Origin of the sequence: Janthinobacterium lividum (assembly GCF_011601275.1) — a bacterium.
Lineage (GTDB): Bacteria > Pseudomonadota > Gammaproteobacteria > Burkholderiales > Burkholderiaceae_D > Janthinobacterium > Janthinobacterium lividum_E.
The window spans coordinates 151,963-170,991 of the sequence record NZ_JAAOLY010000004.1 but is presented as its reverse complement, the minus strand read 5'-3'; the positions used below and the strand labels follow the sequence as shown (position 1 = coordinate 170,991).

At 54.4% G+C, this 19,029-nt stretch carries 27 protein-coding genes and 2 pseudogenes; 11 read left to right on the top strand and 18 right to left on the bottom strand.

Going from position 1 to position 19,029, the window contains the following annotated elements; genetic code table 11:
• Nucleotides 1–15 precede the first annotated feature (15 nt).
• Nucleotides 16–486, top strand: a complete 471-nt coding sequence (locus tag GYK42_RS08070) for a GNAT family N-acetyltransferase (protein WP_166447068.1) — start codon at nucleotides 16–18, stop codon at nucleotides 484–486.
• Here GYK42_RS08070 and GYK42_RS08065 read toward each other — a convergent pair.
• On the bottom strand, nucleotides 483–1,043 hold the full coding sequence (locus GYK42_RS08065) for a TetR/AcrR family transcriptional regulator (protein WP_240943510.1): 561 nt from the start codon (nucleotides 1,041–1,043) through the stop codon (nucleotides 483–485). The two genes, GYK42_RS08070 and GYK42_RS08065, sit on opposite strands and share 4 nt — an antisense overlap.
• Before the next feature lie 303 nt (nucleotides 1,044–1,346).
• Between GYK42_RS08065 and GYK42_RS08060 the strand changes: the two genes are divergently transcribed.
• Complete coding sequence (locus GYK42_RS08060) at nucleotides 1,347–2,492, top strand: MFS transporter (RefSeq protein WP_205711329.1); 1,146 nt, start codon at nucleotides 1,347–1,349, stop codon at nucleotides 2,490–2,492.
• Nucleotides 2,493–2,502: 10 nt separating this feature from the next.
• Here GYK42_RS08060 and GYK42_RS08055 read toward each other — a convergent pair whose 3' ends face one another.
• From GYK42_RS08055 to GYK42_RS08040, 4 genes are all read right to left on the bottom strand, one after another.
• Nucleotides 2,503–2,997 carry a prolyl-tRNA synthetase associated domain-containing protein gene (locus GYK42_RS08055; RefSeq protein WP_166447065.1) on the bottom strand — a complete coding sequence of 165 codons (495 nt, stop codon included), beginning with the start codon at nucleotides 2,995–2,997 and terminating at the stop codon, nucleotides 2,503–2,505.
• 65 nt (nucleotides 2,998–3,062) lie between these two features.
• Entirely contained in the window at nucleotides 3,063–3,266 is a 204-nt protein-coding gene (locus GYK42_RS08050; protein WP_034759072.1) for a DUF3079 domain-containing protein, read from the bottom strand.
• 90 nt (nucleotides 3,267–3,356) lie between these two features.
• Nucleotides 3,357–3,827: a hypothetical protein gene (locus GYK42_RS08045; protein WP_166447064.1), complete on the bottom strand. Its 471-nt coding sequence runs from the start codon at nucleotides 3,825–3,827 to the stop codon at nucleotides 3,357–3,359.
• 30 nt (nucleotides 3,828–3,857) lie between these two features.
• Nucleotides 3,858–4,265, bottom strand: coding sequence for a GNAT family N-acetyltransferase (locus GYK42_RS08040; protein WP_166447063.1), 408 nt, complete (start codon nucleotides 4,263–4,265; stop codon nucleotides 3,858–3,860).
• A 288-nt stretch (nucleotides 4,266–4,553) separates the two neighbouring features.
• Here GYK42_RS08040 and GYK42_RS08035 point away from each other — a divergent pair, with 288 nt between their 5' ends.
• Nucleotides 4,554–5,291, top strand: a complete 738-nt coding sequence (locus tag GYK42_RS08035) for a hypothetical protein (protein ID WP_166447062.1) — start codon at nucleotides 4,554–4,556, stop codon at nucleotides 5,289–5,291.
• 47 nt (nucleotides 5,292–5,338) lie between these two features.
• The gene (locus GYK42_RS08030) at nucleotides 5,339–5,719 is read left to right on the top strand and encodes a hypothetical protein (protein WP_205711321.1); all 381 of its coding nucleotides are present in this window, start codon (nucleotides 5,339–5,341) and stop codon (nucleotides 5,717–5,719) included.
• Between the two features lie 204 nt (nucleotides 5,720–5,923).
• On the opposite strand, the gene GYK42_RS29055 is transcribed toward GYK42_RS08030, so the two are convergent.
• From GYK42_RS29055 to GYK42_RS08015, 3 genes are all read right to left on the bottom strand, one after another.
• Nucleotides 5,924–6,211: a hypothetical protein gene (locus tag GYK42_RS29055; protein WP_205711320.1), complete on the bottom strand. Its 288-nt coding sequence runs from the start codon at nucleotides 6,209–6,211 to the stop codon at nucleotides 5,924–5,926.
• A gap of 60 nt (nucleotides 6,212–6,271) precedes the next feature.
• The gene (locus GYK42_RS08020) at nucleotides 6,272–6,484 is read right to left on the bottom strand and encodes a DUF6434 domain-containing protein (protein ID WP_166447061.1); all 213 of its coding nucleotides are present in this window, start codon (nucleotides 6,482–6,484) and stop codon (nucleotides 6,272–6,274) included.
• 125 nt (nucleotides 6,485–6,609) lie between these two features.
• On the bottom strand, nucleotides 6,610–6,978 hold the full coding sequence (locus tag GYK42_RS08015) for a hypothetical protein (RefSeq protein WP_166447060.1): 369 nt from the start codon (nucleotides 6,976–6,978) through the stop codon (nucleotides 6,610–6,612).
• 192 nt (nucleotides 6,979–7,170) lie between these two features.
• Between GYK42_RS08015 and GYK42_RS08010 the strand changes: the two genes are divergently transcribed.
• Entirely contained in the window at nucleotides 7,171–8,331 is a 1,161-nt protein-coding gene (locus GYK42_RS08010; protein ID WP_166447059.1) for an IS30 family transposase, read from the top strand.
• Nucleotides 8,332–8,430: 99 nt separating this feature from the next.
• Here the strand turns inward: GYK42_RS08010 and GYK42_RS08005 are convergent, their stop codons facing one another.
• From GYK42_RS08005 to GYK42_RS07985, 5 genes and pseudogenes are all read right to left on the bottom strand, one after another.
• On the bottom strand, nucleotides 8,431–8,715 hold the full coding sequence (locus GYK42_RS08005; RefSeq protein WP_166447058.1) for a hypothetical protein: 285 nt from the start codon (nucleotides 8,713–8,715) through the stop codon (nucleotides 8,431–8,433).
• A gap of 157 nt (nucleotides 8,716–8,872) precedes the next feature.
• Nucleotides 8,873–9,674 (bottom strand): IS5 family transposase gene (locus tag GYK42_RS08000; RefSeq protein WP_431190159.1). Its coding sequence is split into 2 segments (ribosomal slippage): nucleotides 8,873–9,334 and nucleotides 9,336–9,674, totalling 801 coding nucleotides; the frame shifts between segments, so codons are not numbered across the junction.
• Between the two features lie 104 nt (nucleotides 9,675–9,778).
• Nucleotides 9,779–10,927: an IS5 family transposase gene (locus GYK42_RS07995; RefSeq protein ID WP_166447056.1), complete on the bottom strand. Its 1,149-nt coding sequence runs from the start codon at nucleotides 10,925–10,927 to the stop codon at nucleotides 9,779–9,781.
• 190 nt (nucleotides 10,928–11,117) lie between these two features.
• On the bottom strand, nucleotides 11,118–11,474 hold the full coding sequence (locus GYK42_RS07990) for a hypothetical protein (protein WP_166447055.1): 357 nt from the start codon (nucleotides 11,472–11,474) through the stop codon (nucleotides 11,118–11,120).
• 489 nt (nucleotides 11,475–11,963) lie between these two features.
• Nucleotides 11,964–12,182: pseudogene (locus GYK42_RS07985) on the bottom strand (transposase); the annotation flags it as partial.
• Nucleotides 12,183–12,310: 128 nt separating this feature from the next.
• On the opposite strand from GYK42_RS07985, the gene GYK42_RS07980 reads away from it, so the two are divergent.
• Both GYK42_RS07980 and GYK42_RS07975 read left to right on the top strand, forming a co-directional pair.
• Nucleotides 12,311–12,523 (top strand): hypothetical protein, encoded by a 213-nt coding sequence (locus tag GYK42_RS07980; protein WP_166447054.1) that lies wholly within the window; start codon nucleotides 12,311–12,313, stop codon nucleotides 12,521–12,523.
• A complete protein-coding gene (locus GYK42_RS07975; protein ID WP_152254257.1) occupies nucleotides 12,520–12,708 on the top strand; it encodes a helix-turn-helix transcriptional regulator in 189 nt (62 codons plus the stop codon). The genes GYK42_RS07980 and GYK42_RS07975 overlap by 4 nt, the downstream gene beginning before the upstream one ends.
• 185 nt (nucleotides 12,709–12,893) lie before the next feature.
• On the opposite strand, the gene GYK42_RS07970 is transcribed toward GYK42_RS07975, so the two are convergent.
• From GYK42_RS07970 to GYK42_RS07960, 3 genes are all read right to left on the bottom strand, one after another.
• The gene (locus GYK42_RS07970) at nucleotides 12,894–13,241 is read right to left on the bottom strand and encodes a hypothetical protein (RefSeq protein ID WP_166447053.1); all 348 of its coding nucleotides are present in this window, start codon (nucleotides 13,239–13,241) and stop codon (nucleotides 12,894–12,896) included.
• 430 nt (nucleotides 13,242–13,671) lie between these two features.
• Nucleotides 13,672–14,205: a tyrosine-type recombinase/integrase gene (locus GYK42_RS07965; RefSeq protein ID WP_431190158.1), complete on the bottom strand. Its 534-nt coding sequence runs from the start codon at nucleotides 14,203–14,205 to the stop codon at nucleotides 13,672–13,674.
• A complete protein-coding gene (locus tag GYK42_RS07960; protein ID WP_166447051.1) occupies nucleotides 14,090–14,608 on the bottom strand; it encodes an Arm DNA-binding domain-containing protein in 519 nt (172 codons plus the stop codon). The genes GYK42_RS07965 and GYK42_RS07960 overlap by 116 nt, the downstream gene beginning before the upstream one ends.
• Before the next feature lie 653 nt (nucleotides 14,609–15,261).
• Between GYK42_RS07960 and GYK42_RS07955 the strand changes: the two genes are divergently transcribed.
• A complete protein-coding gene (locus GYK42_RS07955) occupies nucleotides 15,262–15,945 on the top strand; it encodes a hypothetical protein (RefSeq protein WP_166447050.1) in 684 nt (227 codons plus the stop codon).
• Between the two features lie 14 nt (nucleotides 15,946–15,959).
• Here GYK42_RS07955 and GYK42_RS29725 read toward each other — a convergent pair whose 3' ends face one another.
• Entirely contained in the window at nucleotides 15,960–16,244 is a 285-nt protein-coding gene (locus GYK42_RS29725; RefSeq protein ID WP_431190157.1) for a hypothetical protein, read from the bottom strand.
• On the opposite strand from GYK42_RS29725, the pseudogene GYK42_RS29235 reads away from it, so the two are divergent.
• Both GYK42_RS29235 and GYK42_RS07945 read left to right on the top strand, forming a co-directional pair.
• Nucleotides 16,239–16,370 (top strand): annotated as a pseudogene (locus GYK42_RS29235) (integrase core domain-containing protein); the annotation flags it as partial. The gene GYK42_RS29725 and the pseudogene GYK42_RS29235 overlap by 6 nt on opposite strands.
• Before the next feature lie 132 nt (nucleotides 16,371–16,502).
• A complete protein-coding gene (locus GYK42_RS07945) occupies nucleotides 16,503–16,850 on the top strand; it encodes a hypothetical protein (protein WP_166447048.1) in 348 nt (115 codons plus the stop codon).
• A 238-nt stretch (nucleotides 16,851–17,088) separates the two neighbouring features.
• Here the strand turns inward: GYK42_RS07945 and GYK42_RS07940 are convergent, their stop codons facing one another.
• The gene (locus GYK42_RS07940; protein WP_346768072.1) at nucleotides 17,089–17,553 is read right to left on the bottom strand and encodes an SOS response-associated peptidase; all 465 of its coding nucleotides are present in this window, start codon (nucleotides 17,551–17,553) and stop codon (nucleotides 17,089–17,091) included.
• A gap of 541 nt (nucleotides 17,554–18,094) precedes the next feature.
• On the opposite strand from GYK42_RS07940, the gene GYK42_RS07935 reads away from it, so the two are divergent.
• Nucleotides 18,095–18,874 carry a hypothetical protein gene (locus tag GYK42_RS07935; RefSeq protein ID WP_166447047.1) on the top strand — a complete coding sequence of 260 codons (780 nt, stop codon included), beginning with the start codon at nucleotides 18,095–18,097 and terminating at the stop codon, nucleotides 18,872–18,874.
• Nucleotides 18,875–19,029: the final 155 nt, after the last annotated feature.

Sequence of the window (19,029 nt, the reverse complement as noted above, 5' to 3'; positions counted from 1 at the left end):
ACCATCGAACAACACATGACGACACACCCAGCATCGATTACTTTCCATGCAGCCAAGGCGGAAGATACCCCGGCCTTCATCGCATTGCGCGGCAAGACGCGGCAAAACGCCATCCCCGAGGAACGCCTGGCGGAAGTGGGTATCACGGCCGACACCTGGGCGGAAATGATGCGTTCAGGCAGCCTGCCTGGCCAAGTCTGCCATCACGACGGCCAGCTGGTCGGCTACTGCTTTGGCGAGCGCGACACGGGCGAAATCATCGTCCTGGCCCTGCTACCGGAATTCGAAGGCTTAGGCATCGGCAAGACCTTGCTGGAACTGGTGATGACGGAGTTGCGCGCACAAGGCCACCAACGGCTGTTCCTCGGCTGCTCCTGCGACCCCGCCTCGCGCTCCTACGGCTTTTACCGCTACCTGGGCTGGACGGCGACGGGCGAGACGGACAAGTATGGCGACGACGTGCTGGAGTTTCACTTTACCGCCTAGGCGGTCAAGCGGTTGGCATCCCACACGCGCATCACCTGCGTAATTGCAGAGTCAAACACGGCGTAGCCTACCCCATCGCGGGCCTGGATCGCCACGCCCGATAAAAAGCTGTCGAAGACGGACGCCAGCGCCACTGCATCCGTATCTGCTGGCAATTCGCCGCTGGCCATGCCCCGCTTGACGCAGTACACAAAGCCGGCGCGCGTGCGGGCGCGCGAAGCCGTGAGGGGCGCGGCCACGGCCGCATGCTCGGCCGTCGGCGCACTCATGCAGCCGAGCGCCACCATGCAGCCAGGCGGATGTCCCGCATCGGACTGCATGCGGGCCGACTGGCGCAAGGCCTGCTCAATGGCCGCGCGCGGCGCCAGGCCATCGTCCCACAGGCATTCCGTCACGCGGGCAAACGTGTCCAGATAGCATCGCGCCGCCTCGCGGAACAACGCTTCCTTCGAACCGAACGCCGCATAAAAGCTGGGCGCGGAAATGCCGCCGCCCAGGCTCGCCTTGAGCTGGCTCAAGGACGTCGATTCATACCCTTGCTGCCAGAATAAAAACATGGCCTGTTCCACCGCTGCCTGCCGGTCGAACGTGCGCGGCCGTCCCATTTGCGCCATCCATCGCTCCTTCTCATCTGCTTACACGCTACTTACATACTACTCGATACAGAAGTCGTTGACAACGCGACGCGCCATCGCCTATATTTATACCGATCGATACATATATACCGCTACAACGGTCGTGGGTTTCCTGCGCCCGATTACTTTACAAGGAAGTTTGCCGTGAATCACGCCACTATCACTACCGGAGCGAGCCCAGTGCTGGCCGACCGCCTCCCCGTTGCCGGCCTGCTGGCCCTGGCCATGACGGGTTTTATCTGCATTGTCACGGAAACCTTGCCCGCCGGCCTGCTGCCGCAGATCAGCGCGGGCCTCGGCGTCAGCGCCGCGCTGGCCGGGCAAATGGTCACGGCCTACGCGCTCGGCTCCCTGCTGGCGGCCATTCCGCTCACCATCGCCACGCGCGGCTGGCGCCGCCGCAACGTGCTGCTGCTGACCATCATCGGCTTTCTCGTGTTCAATACCGTTACGGCCCTGTCGTCGCACTACTGGCTGACCCTTGCGGCCCGCTTCTTTGCCGGCATGGCGGCCGGGCTGGCGTGGAGCTTGCTCGCAGGCTACGCGCGACGCATGGTGGCGCCGCATCAGCAAGGCCGCGCCTTGGCGCTGGCCATGGTGGGCGCCCCCGTCGCCCTGTCCCTGGGCGTGCCGCTGGGTACCCTGCTCGGCTCGCTCGTCGGCTGGCGCGCCGCGTTCTGGATCATTTCTGCACTGACATTGATCCTGATTGCCTGGGTGCTGGCGAAGGTGCCCGACTACCCGGGCCAGTCCGTCCATGAACGCCTGCCCCTGCGCCGCGTCTTCACGACGCCGGGCGTGCGCCCCGTGCTGGCCGTCGTCATCGCCTGGATGCTGACGCACAACATTCTCTACACCTACATCGCTCCGTTCGTCGCGCCGGCCGGATTGACACAGCGAGTCGACCTGGTGCTGCTCGTGTTCGGCACCGCCGCCATGGCCGGCATCTGGCTCACGGGCAAGCTGGTCGAGCGCCACCTGCGCGCCACCGTGCTGGCCAGCCTGGCCGTGTTCGCCGCGACGGCCCTCGTGCTGGGTATCGCGTCGCACATCCCCACCGTGATCTACCTGGGCATGGCCGTCTGGGGCCTGAGCTTCGGCGGCGCGGCCACCCTGCTGCAGACGGCGCTGGCCGACACGGCCGGCAGCGGCGCCGACGTGGCCTTGTCGATGAATGTCGTGGCGTGGAATGGCGCGATTGCGGCCGCGGGCGTGGTGGGCGGCGCCCTGCTGGAAACCTGGGGCGCGGACGCTTTCCCGTGGGCGATGGTGAGCTTGCTGCTGCTGGGGTTCCTCGTCGCCTGGTCTGCCCGCGAACACGGTTTCCGGCCGGGACGGCGCAGCGGCGGCGCGCCCGTGAGCGGGCATTGAAAGACGCTATTTAAATAGCTGCCGGCACGTCCAGAATGCGGGGTACGTGGCCCGTATGCGCGAGGAAACGGACCAAAGTGGCATGCGACAGCGCCACCGTGGCCGTGTTGCGCAGCGGGTGGGCTTGCACTGAATCAGCGTCCCACACGGCCTGGTCCAGCACCAGTTCCACCGCCTGCGCGCTGTCGTGGATCAGCGCAAACAGGCTGACGGCCCCTGGCGTGATGCCCAGGTGCCGCAGCAGGCGTTCGGACGAAGCCATGCTCAGTTTTCTGGCAGGCAACAAGCACCCCAGCGCCGCCAGGTCAACGCGCTTGTCGAAAGGCACGATGACGAGAAAATGCCGGCGCCCCCTCTCGTCGCGCACGAACAGATTCTTCACCATCAGGCCAGGCATGGCCGCCACATGGATGAGCGCTTCGGCGATCGTGTGCACGGCGGGATGTTCGACGAATGGGCAATCGCCAGCGCTGCTTTCCAGCCAGCGGGACAGTATCTCTTGCATGAGTATTTCCTCGGCGCGGATGCGATGGGAAATTGTAGCGGGTCAATGCGTGGCGGGGGTTGCCATCACGGCTTATTCTCCTGCTCCTTGTCGGCCTTGTCGGCGGCCGCCAGCCCCCAGTCATTCCAGCCCTCCCCAAACAGTTCGATCGGATGCTGCGTGCGCTCGGAACCATTACCGCAGCGCATGGCATCCGGCGGGCAATATTTGTCGCAACCCCAGCAGATGCGTTCGGGGTTCTTGGGATTCAGGGGAAAGGGCTTGGCCATGGGGGACGCAGTCGGTTGAAGTCTCCTTGTTGACTCTAGGCCTGGTGCGGGGGGAGGTCAAACGAATTCCAGTGCAGAATTTGTCCGAGGTCAACTCTGTGCAGATAGCGGGTGTGGCGGCAAGACGCAGTACCCTTCCAGCACGATACGCGCCACATTGGCCTTGCCATCCGCGGCTGGCTGCGCCTTGAGTTCGTCCAGCGCATACACCATCGTCACCATGGCGCCAGGCACGAACAGCTTGATATCGTGCTTGCTGTGCGTGTAGATGCTCTCGTCGACTGTCGAGCCATCGTCCAGGCGCAAGGTAAAACTGTTGACTTGATCGCCGCGCCGGCTATCCTGGCCCGCGAAATACGTGCGCTCGATCCTGCCCGTCACGGTTTGCGTCTGGATGCGGCCGGCCTTGATGCTTTCCCACCACTCGTCAGAGGCGAACAGGCCGTGGCTGCCTTTCAAGCCCATGTGGGGCCTGGTGCTGTCGAGGGTGAGGGACTGGGTTTTGATGACCCGGCTGAGGTCTTTTGCCAGGGCTTCGGCGAGGGTGTAGATGGGTTTCATCGGGGTGCAAGAATGGCTTGAAGCGCTCACTCAATGGTTGCGGCGAATAACGAAAGCATTGCCGGCAGGCTCAAAACCAAGCGTCGGATAGTAGGACATGGCATCGGGGGCGGACAGCAATATCAGGGACACCTCCTCGCCGATGATGGCCTGGGTGCGCTTGACTAGCTCCTTGCCGATACCCAAGCCCTGGTATTGCTTGTCTACCGCCAGGTCCGAGAGATAGCAGCAATACGCATGGTCGGTGAGCGACCTGGCCAGCCCCACAAGTTCGCCATCCACCCATGCCGACAGCACCAGGCAAGGCGCGGCAAACATGCGCGCGATTCTCGGAAGGTTGCTGGTGGGCCGCTTGATGCCGGAGTGATCGAACACGCGAACAACGTCCAGCGGATCAAGGGGAAGGTTATGACGATATTCGACGCTGGTGTTTTTCATTCGTTCACAGGTGTAAGAAGATTGCGCATGGGAAACCTCTGCTATGGGCATAGTATCACCAGCGATGATCGAGGCATGAGGACGATACGGCATCAGTGAAACGTGCTCCTTGCGCCGATGCTTGACTGCTGGCGTCGCGAGCGGGAGGCGCCATCAGGCCAGCGGGCACATCGCCGGTATGCGCTTTCAGTTCTTTAGGCGTCTCCTGTCTGTTAAAATAGTGGACAATTTTAATAATCAGATCATGTATCACCTGGATTTCTCAAATACAAGGAATGTGCGTAACAAATGAAAGCCATTATATTCTGCACCAGCTTTATAAAAGATGCCCTGTCATGGGAAAGCCGGTATCAGCGGTGGCTTGATTACTACGAAGATATTCCAATCAATGCTGTAAAGAAAATAATGATCGATGATGGATCGCCATTTCTTCCACCTTCCGACATCATCAAGACAGTTTCCCATAATGCTCCGTTGGCGTCGAGTGACGATAAAAACCTCATCATTCGTTTTGATAATAATCTGGGACGGCAAAGCGGGGCCGACTACCCTGGCTGGTGGCGCAGCTTTCTCCACTCCGTCAAGGTGGCAAATGAATTAGGCGTGGATAAAATCATCCATATCGAGTCGGACGCCTATATCATGACGCCGCGCCTGGTGAAATTCATCAATGAAATAGAATCAGGCTGGAACGTCCTGTGGTCGCCGCGCTATCGCATGCCGGAAACCGCCATTCAAGTTATCTGCAGGGATCAATTCGCCATTTTTGAGAAATTCAAGGACGACAATCCCAGTCTTTCTTTCCCTGATATCGCGGAAAAGCTGCTTCCTTTCACATCTGTTCACAAACAGTTCAAAGGCGACCGCTACAGCGATTTCACGAAAAACAGATGGATATTCCGTTCGAAAAAATTCAACAAGATTCCCATTTTTAAACATGTGTTTTTCTGGGAAACGATACCGCCGGATGCGGACTTTGTTACGCAAGGTATTGGCCGTCAGGAATTTGTGTATCGACGGGGTTAAGTGGCTTGATTTTGTAAGGGTGGGAAATGCCGATTTGGATTGTAAATATGTTGCAACCGTTACGATGGAATAAACGCGTGTGCACCGCCCTTGTCGGCTTTCTTGTCGCCGGTGCCGCATCGGCACTCGCTGCCACACTTGACGAGGATCGGACACGCGGTGACATACATGGCTTGTTCGAGATCAAGGATGCTGCTGTCAAGTTCATTGCAGCAGAGAATTCCAAAAATGGAACAAAGTGGCAGGTATTGGAGCCGAACCGGAAGATTCTGGTGACAAAATGCTTGGTACCTTTGCGGGTGAAATGGGTTCCGAAGAGCCATGGCCTGTCTGGACCGAATGTTGCGGTAAGTTGCGACAGGACTGTAAAACCCACGATACAACATCAATGGGAAGTGTTTGTGCCGGTTGATAAGGGGTCGGTCTAGCGTAAATGATCAGGTCGGAATCGAAGGGACGGACTGAGGCGTTGGGTGCTGTGAAAGCTGGCTCAGTTGACAAGCCAATTAGTATCACGAACGCGCGCCCACGGCGCGCGGAACTGCCGCGCGGCGGCAACGGCCTGGCCACGTTCAGCATTATCAGAGCGAAGCTCGGCCAGGGAAGAAGCTACCGTACTTTGTTGGGCAGCACTACTCTGCCGTAGTCGGGTCAATGACTGAAATGACTTCCGACACGCGGTTTGCAGGGAAACCGCCTTGCTGGGCATGTTCGCGAACGAGCGCTTCATTTGCAGCGATGTATGAATCGCCATAGTCGATGACGTCGCCGATGCACGCGACAAAAAGGCCCGATTCAGGCTTCAGATTGACAATCGAGAACGTCAGAACATCATCCTCGCTAAGGGACCTGAACTCCAATTGAGTTGGCTTTTTCCCTAAGGTCTCGAACTCTACATAGTAATGTGCTGCTAATCGCATTCTGCTTTATCTTATAGTGGCTGAAGCTTAGTTCTGCCGAATGTCTGCTACTGGCCGAACTCAGCCGCGCTTTACACGACGAATCCATTCGTCCGCCACGTCGCTCATGTTCTTCGCAATGCCGTTGCGCACCCACGCCATGAGTTCACGGTCGAACTTGAAATCTGGCCCACACTCGTGGGAAAGAAAACGCCGAACGTTTTGCGTGTTCTTGTAATCAGAATCGATTTCCGTCATACGCGAAATTTTTCCACCATGCCAATCGAAATTCATGTCCAATCCATCCTAATATTGAGGACGTGTGCGGCTGCTCCTGGCCGGTTCTGCCAACATTTTAACGTTCGCGATAACCGGCGTCTGAAGCGCGCAGCGCGTAAGCCATCCGGTTGATTAAGTGGTTAGGCATTACGTGGCCGTAAAAAATATGCTGCTGCAGCCACTGCGACGCCTGAAGCAACTGCACCCAAAGTTGTTCTTGAAGGAGCATCTCCGAAAAACATGAGAAATGGTATAGCAAAGCCAGCTGCACAAGTGGTCAGCATCAGCGCGTACTTGTGAGGCCGCAAAATCAAGAAAACCGGGACGCCGATAAGCAGCATAGCCACAAAGGAAGCTGGAACCGCCAGCAGGAGCCCAAAGAAAATTCCCCAACCAAAGTCGGATGCTGCACCCGCATCAGAACTTCCCAAGCCAGCAAGCGTCAAGACAGGAACGCTAGCGAAAGGAGCCAAGAAAAGCGACTTCCAAGGGAACGGTTGAATTTGCATTTAGTCTAAGTTTACTTGTTTGTGTGTCCCGAACGTCCGGTAGTGGCCGGTAGCGGTACCAGAGCATAGCGGATTGCTAAGCAGAAAAACTCACAAATTGTCACGCTGTCGCGAATGACCGCTTGTGGCTGCGGATTCAATCGGTGGTCGCAACACTCTAACCTAAACGCCTAGGTTACAGGAGTGTTGAAGATGAAACAGAAACCACGCATTTATTACACCGAGAGCCAGAAGGCCTTGATGTGGGAACGCTGGAAGCAAGGCGACTCCCTGCAGATGATAGCCCAACTATTTGATCGGAATCACTCGTCGATACAGCGGATTCTGGCTGAATCTGGTGGCATACGGCCAGCGCCGCGATGCCGCTCCAGACTGGCACTGACGCTGGCCGAGCGCGAGGAGGTATCGCGTGCAATCGTTACCGGCGTATCCCTCCGCGCACTTGCCAGGCGCCTTGGCCGAGCACCATCGACCATCAGCAGGGAGCTCAAGCGCAATGGTGGTCGCGCAGCATATCGTGCCGCTCAAGCAGATCAGCATGCTTGGGATCAGGCGCGCCGCCCCAAACCTTGTAAGCTGACGGAGAGCCGCATGTTGGCCAACATGGTTGCCAGCAAGCTCCAATTGCAATGGTCACCAGAGCAGATTGCTGGCTGGCTCAAGCAACTGTTCACGAGCCACGAGGAGTATCACGTGTCGCACGAAACCATTTACCGCAGCCTTTATATCCAGGCCCGAGGCGCCCTAAAGAAGGAGCTGCTGGAACACTTGCGCCGGACGCGCGCCATGCGCCGCTCCCGTCATCACACCCAAAAAACGGACAACCATGGAAGAATTGTCGACGCGGTGCCGATCAGCGAGCGTCCCGCGACGGCAGCGGATCGAGCGGTGCCCGGGCATTGGGAGGGCGACCTGCTATGCGGTAGCCACAACAGCCAGATCGTGACGTTGGTCGAGCGCCAGACGCGGTACGTCATGCTAGTGAAAGTTGCCGCCAAGGACACCGAGACGGTTGTCAATGCGCTGATCGACAATGCCCGCAGGCTGCCCCACGAACTGTATAAATCACTGACCTGGGACAGAGGCAAAGAGATGGCTGGCCACAAGCGTTTTACTATGGCCACTGACATCCAGGTCTACTTCTGTGATCCACAGAATCCGTGGCAGCGCGGTTCAAATGAAAATACCAACGGCCTGTTGCGGCAGTATTTCCCCAAAGGGCTGGATATTTCCACTTACTCGCAAGAGCAACTCGATGCGGTAGCCAGAAGACTAAACGAGCGCCCCAGGAAGACGCTACACTACCAAACACCGGCTCAACGATTTGAACAGTGTGTTGCGTTGACCGATTGAATCCGCAGCCGTTTGCTGCCACCTCAAAACGGGCGGATCATTTGTGAAAATGGCTATACTACAATCCAATGATAGCTCTCACAACTAGGTACGCGTGTTTCATGTTTGATCCTTGTAACGAACGCCGCCAAGCAGCTTGGCGGACAGGTTGTACGCTAAGCAGGATAGCGCTGTCATGATGCCGCCGAAAAGTGCAAAGACGGCCGGCAATATGATCCAGACAACCCACCAAGCGGTGTGGTCCTGGTAACTTGAACGTTGCGGATCGAAACCCTGAAAGAAGCGCATCATCGCGACGCTCGGATAGGCCAGCACGAAGGCAACAAGAAGGCCATGTAGCGTGGCGCTCATCACGGCAATATAAGTCAGTCGTTTTTCGTTCATGCGTTATTTTCAAAGTGTGCGTCAAGCAACACGCAATTTTCCGTAAGGAATCGAATAGTATTATGCTTCGCGGATCTACCAAAACCGGCGACACCTTGCCAACCGGACCGTCCTAATGATTGACTAGGCAGGTTAATCGATAAATGAATAAGAACGCTTAACAAAACCGCTGAATGTATCTCCAGCAGATGAGTATGCAGGCAAGCGAGAGGAATGCCTGATGGATATCGGCACGGCGCTCGTAGCGGATGCGTAATCGGCGAAAGCGGTGCAGCCAGCCTAGCGTGCGTTCGACCACCCAGCGCCATTTACCCAGGCGTTCGCGCGACTCGATGCCATAGCGGGCTATGCGTGGAGTGATGCCACGGCTGCGCAACCAGGCCCGATGGGCGCGCGAAGCATAGGCCTTGTCGGCATGCAGTTTGGCAGGACGTTTGCGTGGACGGCCGGTAAGCCCTGCTACTGAAGGAACGGCCTCAAGCAGAACCAGCATGCGGGAATCATGTACCTGAGCCCCTGATATGCTCGCCACCAGAGACAGACCGCGTTGATCGACGAGCAGATGGTGCTTGCAACCGAGCTTGCCGCGGTCGGTGGGATTGGGGCCGGTATGCTGTCCGCCGAGGGGGGGATAGCACGCTGGCGGAGTCGACACTGGCGCGTTCCCATTGAATCTGGTCGTATTCCCGCAAGTGCTGCAGCATGGCGTCATGGATGCGTTGCCACACACCGGCCTGTTGCCATGCATGCAGGCGCCACCAGCAACTCATGCCGCTGCCGCAGCCCAGTTCACGGGGAAGATATTCCCAAGGCAAGCCTGTCTTGAGGACGAACAGGATGCCGGTCAAAGCGGCGCGGTCGTCAATGCGAGGGCGTCCGCCTTTGGGGGAAGGACGATATGCTGGTAGCAATGGCTGAATCAGCGCCCACAGGTCGTCAGGAAGAAGCGCTTTAGCCATGGCGCGGCTCCCGAAAACAATGCCAGGTGGCTTTGACCAGCATCGGGGCCGGTCGTTTCCCTGGACGACGTTTTGTTAGGCGCTCTTACAGGGTGTAGACGAAATCAACGCTTAAAAGCGAGTCTGTTGAGTAGCATACGTGCTTCAGCCAACCACACCCAGGCTGCCGAAACAGTGAGTTTGCGGTCGTGATGCATCACCGTGCGGCGCCAGCGTTCCATCCACGCGTGCGTCCGTTCGACAACCCAGCGCATCGGCAGGACCCTGAACCCGGCATATACAGCCGCAGCATCTTCAGGGGGCGTCTTGGGATCGTGCAGCGTGCCGGTCGTGCCATTGGCTGGATGACGAACCACTTCAACGCGGATATGCTGCGCTTGCTCGATGGCCTGCGCACATTTCCCGCCATAGGCGCCGTCGGTATAGAGCCTTTCGAGGCGAGGGCTCTTACTGCACGCTTGCGTCACCACGGTTGCTGCCGCATCCCGGTCTTGTACGCTCGCGGCGGTGACGGACACGGCGATGATCAGCCCCATGGTATCGACCACGAGATGACGCTTGCGCCCTTTAACCTTCTTGCCTGCATCAAATCCGCTTTCGCCACCTTGCGGCGAGATACGGGTGGACTGTGCATCAATGATTGCCGCGCTTGGCGTACTTGCGCGTCCCATGCGTACCCGCCATTGTTCGCGCAGCCGGTCTTGCATCTGTTCGAATACACCTGCGCCGACCCAGCGCGAAAACGCTTTGTAGACTGCCTGCCAGGGGGGAAACGTCTCGGGTAGCAGCCGCCATGCGCAGCCTGTACGCAGCACGTAAGAGCACGCATTGACGAGATCGCGGCGGCTGTAATGCACGGGCGTGCCTCGCTGTCCCGGCGTACGCTCGAACAAATCAGCAACCAGCTCCCATTCGGCATCTGTCAGGTTCGTGCTGTATGGCGAGATGGCCTCGCGCCGGTGAGCTGCCGTATAGCCATACCGTTTGGCGCCCTCGGCTCGCACCGTGACCTTACGGCGCAGTGGCTTGAGCCGTACGAGGCCTAACGCGCGTAGGGCACGACGAATCGTTGCTGTGCACACGCGCAGAGCGCAGCGGTGATACAGCTCGTCGGCAATTTCCTGCAAGCTGGCCTGGGCGCGCTCCTGCACGATCTCGTGCAAAACTGCGATATGCTCAGGCTTCAACTCTGGTGGTCTGCCACCGGCACTGCTTGACGGCGCAGTGCTGCCGAGTGAATGTTTGGTTGCCATGACATGCTCCCTCCACATCGAGATAGCATGCCACAACTTCGTTGTTGATTTTGTCTACACCCTCTAAACCAATGTTAGACGGTCGGACAGGCAAGAAAATTCTTGGCCAACACGCGGCATGCACATTCAGAGCGTGTCATTGGGCGAAGCACATTGATCTCCAGCAGCGGTGTAATCAGGCACGGGGACTCTATTCCATTTCAACAATATAAGCATGGCACTCGGAATTTGGCCCATTTGTCAAAGTGTAATTAATCCTACTTAATTTTTTTCCAGCCAATTTAGCAGCGAGAGCCTGCACATATAGCGGCTTTTTACTCGCAGGAATATAGATAATCGAATATGCACATTGCGCCTCCAATGGCTCCAACACCCTGAAATAATAGTTATCTCCGTGCACACCTATGGTGGTTATAGTTTTATTTGCCGTCTCAAACGACAATGCCTGAGAAAACGCAGAAAATGCCACCACGCATAGTGAAAAAAATAAAGCCAATTTCAAAAATACAACACCATGTCCACTAAAAAATCCAATATTTTTCAACATGAAACAATCCTCCTCAAAAGTACATAAATTCAACAATCTCTCCTGCTTAACGGCGTAGACTTCATTCCTTAGACATCACCCGTTGTCACGGCTCATTAGATGAAAAATTTTTGAAGCAAATAAAAAATGTTCCTCTAACGCCACAAAAGACATCTCAAATTAAATAATAATAAAACCCCACAACAAAATACCATGCAAATAAAAAATTAAACCTCAACGCAATTAATTTTCATTTGAAAAAATACATGAAAATCAAGACTCCGCCATTAAGGCATGGAGCAAAATTAAAAAATCTTCAATTTCCCCTTTAGCGACATGAAATTTTACCGGCGCAATTTTAGCATTATTTCATCCAACAAATAAAATTTCAAATTAGAATTTACCTAGCCTAGAACGCCTAACAAAACCGTTGAATGTATCTCCGGCAGATGAGTATGCAGGCAAGCGAGAGAAATGCTTGATGGATGTCGGCACGGCGTTCGTAGCGGGCCAGGTATGTAGGCGCCACCAGCAACTCATGCCGCTGCCGCAACCGAGTTCACGAGGAAGATATTCCCAAGGCAAGCCGATCTTGAGGACGAACAGGATGCCGTTCAAGACGGCGCGGTCGTCAATGCGAGGACGTCCGCCTTTGGAAGAGGGACGATGTGCTGGCAGCAAAGGCTGAATCAGCGCCCACAGGTCATCAGGAAGAAGGGCTTTGGCCATGGCGCGGCTCCCGAAAACAATGCCAGGTGGCTTCGACCAGCATCGGGGCCGGTCGTTTCCCTGGACGACGTTTTGTTAGGCGCTCTTAACCGATTGTGGATGCACGGATTAGAAGGAGCATAGCAACAATGAACGAATACAAAGAATTTTTCCGGCTGCGCGACTACCGCAAGCCTGGTGCTGAAATTTGCCAACACACCGAAGCCGAAGCGTTTGCCCTGGCGACAGCCCACATGCTCGACAGGCGTCCAATGCACCAGATGCTGTACGCATTACCGACTGCAGCACGGCCAGAGGCCAACCAAAATGACGATAAAACAACAACTTGGAGTAATAATTGAGCACTACCGACACTGACCGCATTATCTATCGCCAGGACCTGTACAAGCTAATCGGCGTTACCTCGGAAACGCTACGGCGCTGGCTCAAAGAAGGCAAGATTCCGGCGGCCGACATCGCCATCAGCCGCCGCACGGTCGGATGGCGCCTGTCAACGCTACACGCAGCAGGTATCAAGCTGCTTTAAACAATGCGAACTCTAACTCGACCTGACACGAACTGCCAGATGAGTTAGAGTTCTGAGAGCCGATATCTGCCAGAAGCGCACCATTGATGCCTACCCAATTAAACCCATGAAAGCATTACCCTAAAAGGCAGGCTAGCGGATTCAAAGCACTCAACGTTCATACGACGTTGAATGCGCGTCAATCATTATGTCCGTGTCGGACCGTGGTAGCGGGTGACTTCTACGCCATTGAGGCCATTGCTTTCGACGCGGTAATCCCCAATTTGCCCACTGCAACTATCTTCAAGCTTCACTTCGATACCCTTGCCGTTCGGACCGGGTTGGATATTCACGTTGTTACGATGAGTAACTGGGAAAAAAGGACCAGTCAGGGTAACGTTAGCTCCAGCCTTGATCCTTACGGGATAGCGATTACGGGCGTGAAGCTCAACGTAACGCTGCCGCACATACTCCCATTCATTGTTATTTGCGTTGGCGATTGCCTCTTGCTCTTGTTGGTACACCATATTTTCGATATCATCTTGTCTAGACATTATCTGCCCCTTTCATGTTGAATTCGGCCAATTGGTCAGTGGTGGTAGTTGATTTTGCCACTTCTATGTTAGCAGAATAAAGGCTGACCTTCCCCTAACTGCACGGACAGCCTAGTATTTGTGGCATAGCAGTTTCGTTAAGACGATTCCCCTTCGGGGCCGATGCGGCCATTCGTAAATCGGACCCAATATGTCAGGTCAAGTACGAGCCCTCACATTTAAGAAGCCAGTCCGCAAATGCCTGGAGCATCGCCCTTCGCTGCTTCAGGTACTCCGCAGAATTATAGACATCACGCACTCCGCCGTCCTTGTGCGCGAGCTGCATCTCGATATGGTCGGTATTGAATTCGTGTTCGTTCGCCCAAGTTGACCCCACCTTGCGCCAACCGTGTCCCGTCATGCGGCCTTTGTACCCGATCCGGTGGATGAGCTACAGGATCGAATTTTCACTCATGGGCCGATTGCCTGTTCGATCATTCGGAAACACGTAGACGCTCCCGCGCGAGCGCAATTTCATTTCTTTTAACAGCGCTTGGGCTTGCGTCGATAGCGGTACAAGATGCTCGCGGTTCTTCTTCATCCGCTTGCCAGGTATGCGCCAGATATCGCCCTCGACTTCTGCCCACGTCATGCGGCGCAGCTCGTCGGTACGGGTCCAGGTGAGTGCTAGCAGCTTGCAGGCAAGCACCGACTGAATTTCATCCTCCAGCGCGAGGCGCTCCAGAAATGGATACACTTCGGATATGGCCAGCGCCGCAAACCCCTCTCGAGGCTTTCTGGAAAACGCGACCTTCGCATTGATCGATGATGCAGGGTTCTCGTCGCAGTGTCCGTGCTGAACGCCCCAATCAAGCACTTGGCTGGCCCACATGCGGACGCGTCGAACATACACGGATAGGCCCGCCGCATCCATGGGCCTCAAAGCATCCATCAGGCTTTCGCGTGTGATATCGCGCAGCAGCATGCTTCCCAGCTTCGGCGACAAATGCATTGCCAGGCCCCCTGAGTGCATTGGCTTTGTAACCCTCGCTGATGTCGGTGCGGCCGGCCCAGTATTCAGCGATCGCAACATCAAGCGTGATCGATGGTTTCACCTTGAGCTTTGACTTGATATCTTCCCCGTCGAGTAGCTTCAAGCGGATCGCATCGCGTCGGTCGCGCGCCTCTTTCAAGCCAATGAGTGGATACGGGCCGATCACCGCAGTTTGCTGCTTGCCGTCAGCATTGCGATACGCCACGCGCCAGACCTTGCCCCCAATAGGCAAAACAGCCAGGAATAAACCATGACCGTCAAACAGCTTGCGCAGCTTCCCATTGTTGGGGAGCGCCTTGCGGCAATCGTTGTCGGTAAGGGTATTGATCGCCATGGCGCGGTTCCTGTAGGTACGGTAGATGAGAAAACCGCATCATACCTACAAATTAACCTACGTGAAAATGTGCGACAGTGAGTTTGAAGGTAGCCGAATCTGCGATTCAGATGGGCTAAAATTCACTTAACTCGTTGATTTCCAAGAATTTTATGCATCATACCGTGCGATACGTTATGGCAACCTTTAATATGATTGGCGGAAGCGGTGAGATTCGAACTCACGAACAGTTTAACCCGTCGCTAGTTTTCAAGTCTTCAAAATAATTCTTTTATTTCAAAAACTTACACTCGACTTCATTCCGCAACGAGAACTCCTAGGCCACCCTGTAACGCTTGAATTCCGCCACAAGATAAATTTGATACGGAAATGATTTTTACTACTGGAGCAATGAGTATCCAGAATACGGGGACGCGGCGCCAAGAAGGTTGCTGACAAACAGGGTGGCGATGCATTTCAAAAACAAGAACGGCCGGGCAAGGCCGCGTTCGCCGGCCTACTCGTCGCTGGCTGGCTTGCGCAAAGGCCGCAGCTCGCCCTTGGCCACCGCCTCTAGGGGGAGGCTGCCCCCGTGCCCCGCGCAGGACAGCCAAGCCACAATATGTTAAATTGGAAATGTTTAATTCCTTGAAGAATAGATTGGCGAGGCGAATATGGATTTTAATACTGGCGTGCCCCCCGAAGAGATACTGTTGCAGTTATCGGCGCTTAACGAACAGGAATTCATCGCGGGAATGATGGAAAAATCTTTAGGAGTACAGCGTGCAAAGTTGCTCTTCGATATAGTTCAGGGAAATTTTTACGTTGCAAGTCCCGAAAAAATCGATCTGTTGAGATTTGCATTGAAGGCGCTGCTGCCGGAAGACTATCGCGCCTTGGAATTAGCCAACCACCTCTGGTCCCACAGCGATCTGTTCAAGTATGACCCTCCAAAAAACGGCCAGAACATCATGAAGCACGGACTTGCCTTTGCAGAAGTTCACTCGCATGCACACCTATTTGGCAGGTTGACTGTGCAGTGCCCTTTTCCCGACGGCGTTACCAGGAGCGTAGTGTTCTCGAATCTGGACACTGGCACCGACGGCAGTAATCTGTGCTGTCCCCTGCCAAAAGTTCAAGGCATGATCAGCGTAATGTCGATTGGCCAGTTCGAAAATGAATGTTTCAAATTTATTTCCGCGCGCCGCTTGGGTAGGACAAACTATATCAAAGTCATGTCTGATGCGTTCAAGAACGTGCACATGGATAATCCTTCTGCCAAAGAAGAGTTTGTGAATGGCTGTGCTGAGATTGTTAAAGCCGACCTGTTTTCTGCTTTACCGGAGGTTTCCCCATAGCGGGATTTGTACGCTCATGGTTCAGCCCGAATGATAGCCAGCTTACGGGCCGTCGCCTGTTCCTCGCCGCTTAAAATCCAGTGCGTCCTGCCGTCTTGCGTATTACTGCTGCCATATGCCTGCATCGCCTTGCGCAATGCCTGTTGACGCTCCGGCTGTAGCGTGTCGAGCCTAGACAGGCTGAAAATATTGATGGGATACACGTCGCGTATATGCTCATACTGAAGCCCGTTGCGCTGGATGGCGCCCCAGTTATTGCCAGGATCGGAACTGGCCGGTACCCACGGATGGCCCATCATCTGTTTGAAACGCTCGATGAGATTCAGGATTTTGCAACCCGCTGGTTGTGAACTTACAATCACGACCGGCCCAACATGGCACTTGGCGGTATTACGCCAAAACAGAAGCCTGCCATGGCCGCATAACCTCTATTTTTAGCACGATCTAAAATGGAGGGATTGTCGGGGTTATTTATACCTACTTCGTTTATGCTGGAGTATAGCGTTGGAAATAAGGTGTTTAAGCGTTTTTTTAAAAACTATGTAAAGGAATGAAAAATGGAATCGAAGGATATTGAAATATCCAAGGAGATTGGACAATGTTTGTATGGCATTGCACCAGAGGATACAAAAATAATTTTGATGATTGCCGCGTTCTCTCCGGAGGGCGATGTCAGTCAGTTTGAATTTTATTCGAACAACGGAGTCAATGAGAGCGAGTTTTCCATCAGTGATTCAGATACGATGAAACTCCATTACTTGGCTGCAGCACATCAGAAATTTATGGCTGCTAATAATCAGCCTGCATGGACACGTTTCGAATTTACGGTAAATGTTGAAACCAGTAAATTCTCTATGGAACTGGGTTATGAGGAGGATGCATTTAGAGAAGGTTCGTTGCGATGACTTATAGCTGAATTCCCATCGGCATGGTGAGGTTATGTCGAAATGGTGAACCCTGGTTCTATCCGCATCGGGGCGGGGTCAGGTTGAACAGGGCTAGGGGTCAGGTCTGACATCTGGACACGGCCTCAGCCTTTATCGAAGCGGCGTAGTAAAACTCACCTTGCTTTGAAACACAAAGCTATTGATTTTTTGTTCGATTGTGAGGCCTGCCCCTCGCTCGCAAACCGCCAGTTCGTGCTTATTTTTTCATACGCGGCGGAAGCGGATCAGCTACAGCTACAAGGCGTTCTGCTGAATACTGCTGAAACAAATCCTCTTCGCTCACAAGGGAACCATCAAGCCAGCCGTGATACTGCTCCGGGTCGAGAATCATCACCATCCGTTTTTCATCATCTGGCTTGTGGAAACGCTGCATGAGCGGGTGGCCATCCGCGTTTATCGTCAGCATCGAGAACGACAGCAGCAAATCTTGCGGCCGGAATTCCCATATCCCGGCGATGGCGGCCGGCATGCCATCGGCGCGCTCGATGCGCCAGCGCACCGGCTTTTCAGTCCCATAGCAAGGTTCAAAGAAATTATCCGCAGGAATAATGCAGAACTGTTTGCGCTTCCACGCATTGCAGAAGGATGGCTTCTGCGCCACGGTTTCGGTGCGGGCGTTGTAGGTCTGGCACGCCAGCTTCATATCGGGCGCGAGGGTCACGTCCGCTATTCGAACACGGACTGATGCGTCGGATGCTGTGAAAGCTGGCTCAGTCGAAAAGCTGATTAGAACCACGAACGCGCGCCTGGCGCGCGCGGGGCTGCCGCGCAGCGGTAGCGGTTGGAGGATTCGGGGCGGGCTGGGCCGGTAGGCCCAGCCCTTCGAATCTCACACGCAGGGCGCGCAAGCGCCCTGCTCGCTTCCGCCAGGCAATAAAAAACCGCCCGAAGGCGGTTTCTTTATTGCCTGGCGGAAGCGGTGTAATGCAAATACCTATTATTCATGAGGCCTTCATGGCGACATCTCCATCCTGTACCTACTTCCATACCTACATCAAAAATTTTCGTCCCTGAACTCTGCATTCCAAAAATCACATTGAGAACAGTATCAGCGGATACGCGCCACGCTCGCACCTCATTAAAATGCAAACTCTCACCACAATATCACTGAATAATGTATAAATACACAACATTTTTGGTTAAAAATCAGAGTACTATCACTTTAGGCTGCTTCCTTACGCGAATTTTAAAGGATAAATAATATGCATATTTTCGAAATTACCGTACCTGGACATTGGATTAAATCTGATGATATACACTGGAATCGTGCGATGCAAGACAGGCTAACGTCGCTAGAATCTATATTTTTTGAAGCCAACATGGCTCTTAATTTATTTCTTCTACCGCACCCCATCCGCGCTCGTCCGACTCTTGAAGATATCGATCGACAGGTCGCTCGCAAGAATGAAATAAAAGAAAAACTTGAAAGAGACTTTTACGAAAATCCGCAAATTGGAAAAATAAAGCCCGACTTCTTTGATGTGGAGCGTACTTACAAACGTGAGAGATGGAATGCCGGCATATTACCGAGAGAGATGTCTTCCACAATCCCGAGAATCCACGCCCGTGCGTTTTTGTATGCTTTAGACAACTTTAATAACTCTTTAAAACTCCTTAATAATGAAAAAGGAGTCCCTGATAAATTGGCGTCCGCACATTATAATTTCTCCAAGAGGTTTCCAGGATTGAAAGGGATTCGAGATTCAGCACACCATCCCGAAATGCGCGAACGACAATTAAACAAAAATTTTAAACCAATTGATACCAAACCAATTTCAGACGGCCCGTTTAAAAATCAGGATGGTAGTTTCTTTATTGTTGACAATTTAGATGGTTCAAAATATGGCGGCACTACTGGAGATGGTGATTTTGCAGAAGTGGATGTCTCTGTCGAATCCATGGAGCGGTTGCGCTCGACTCTTTATGAGGTCTATGATTCGTTTGAGTGGCATGGCGGCCCTCGCTATGCGCCAATGGAGTGAATTGCGCTGACAAAATTTCCTACTTACATACCCTTCCCACGCCTTAATATCGCGCGCGCGAAAAACTACTCAGAATGCGTCAAAATGCGTCAACCCGCATGTTCCCCTTTCGCCCGGCCGCGCCAGTCCACATGCCCCTTCGGCCATGGCGCAAA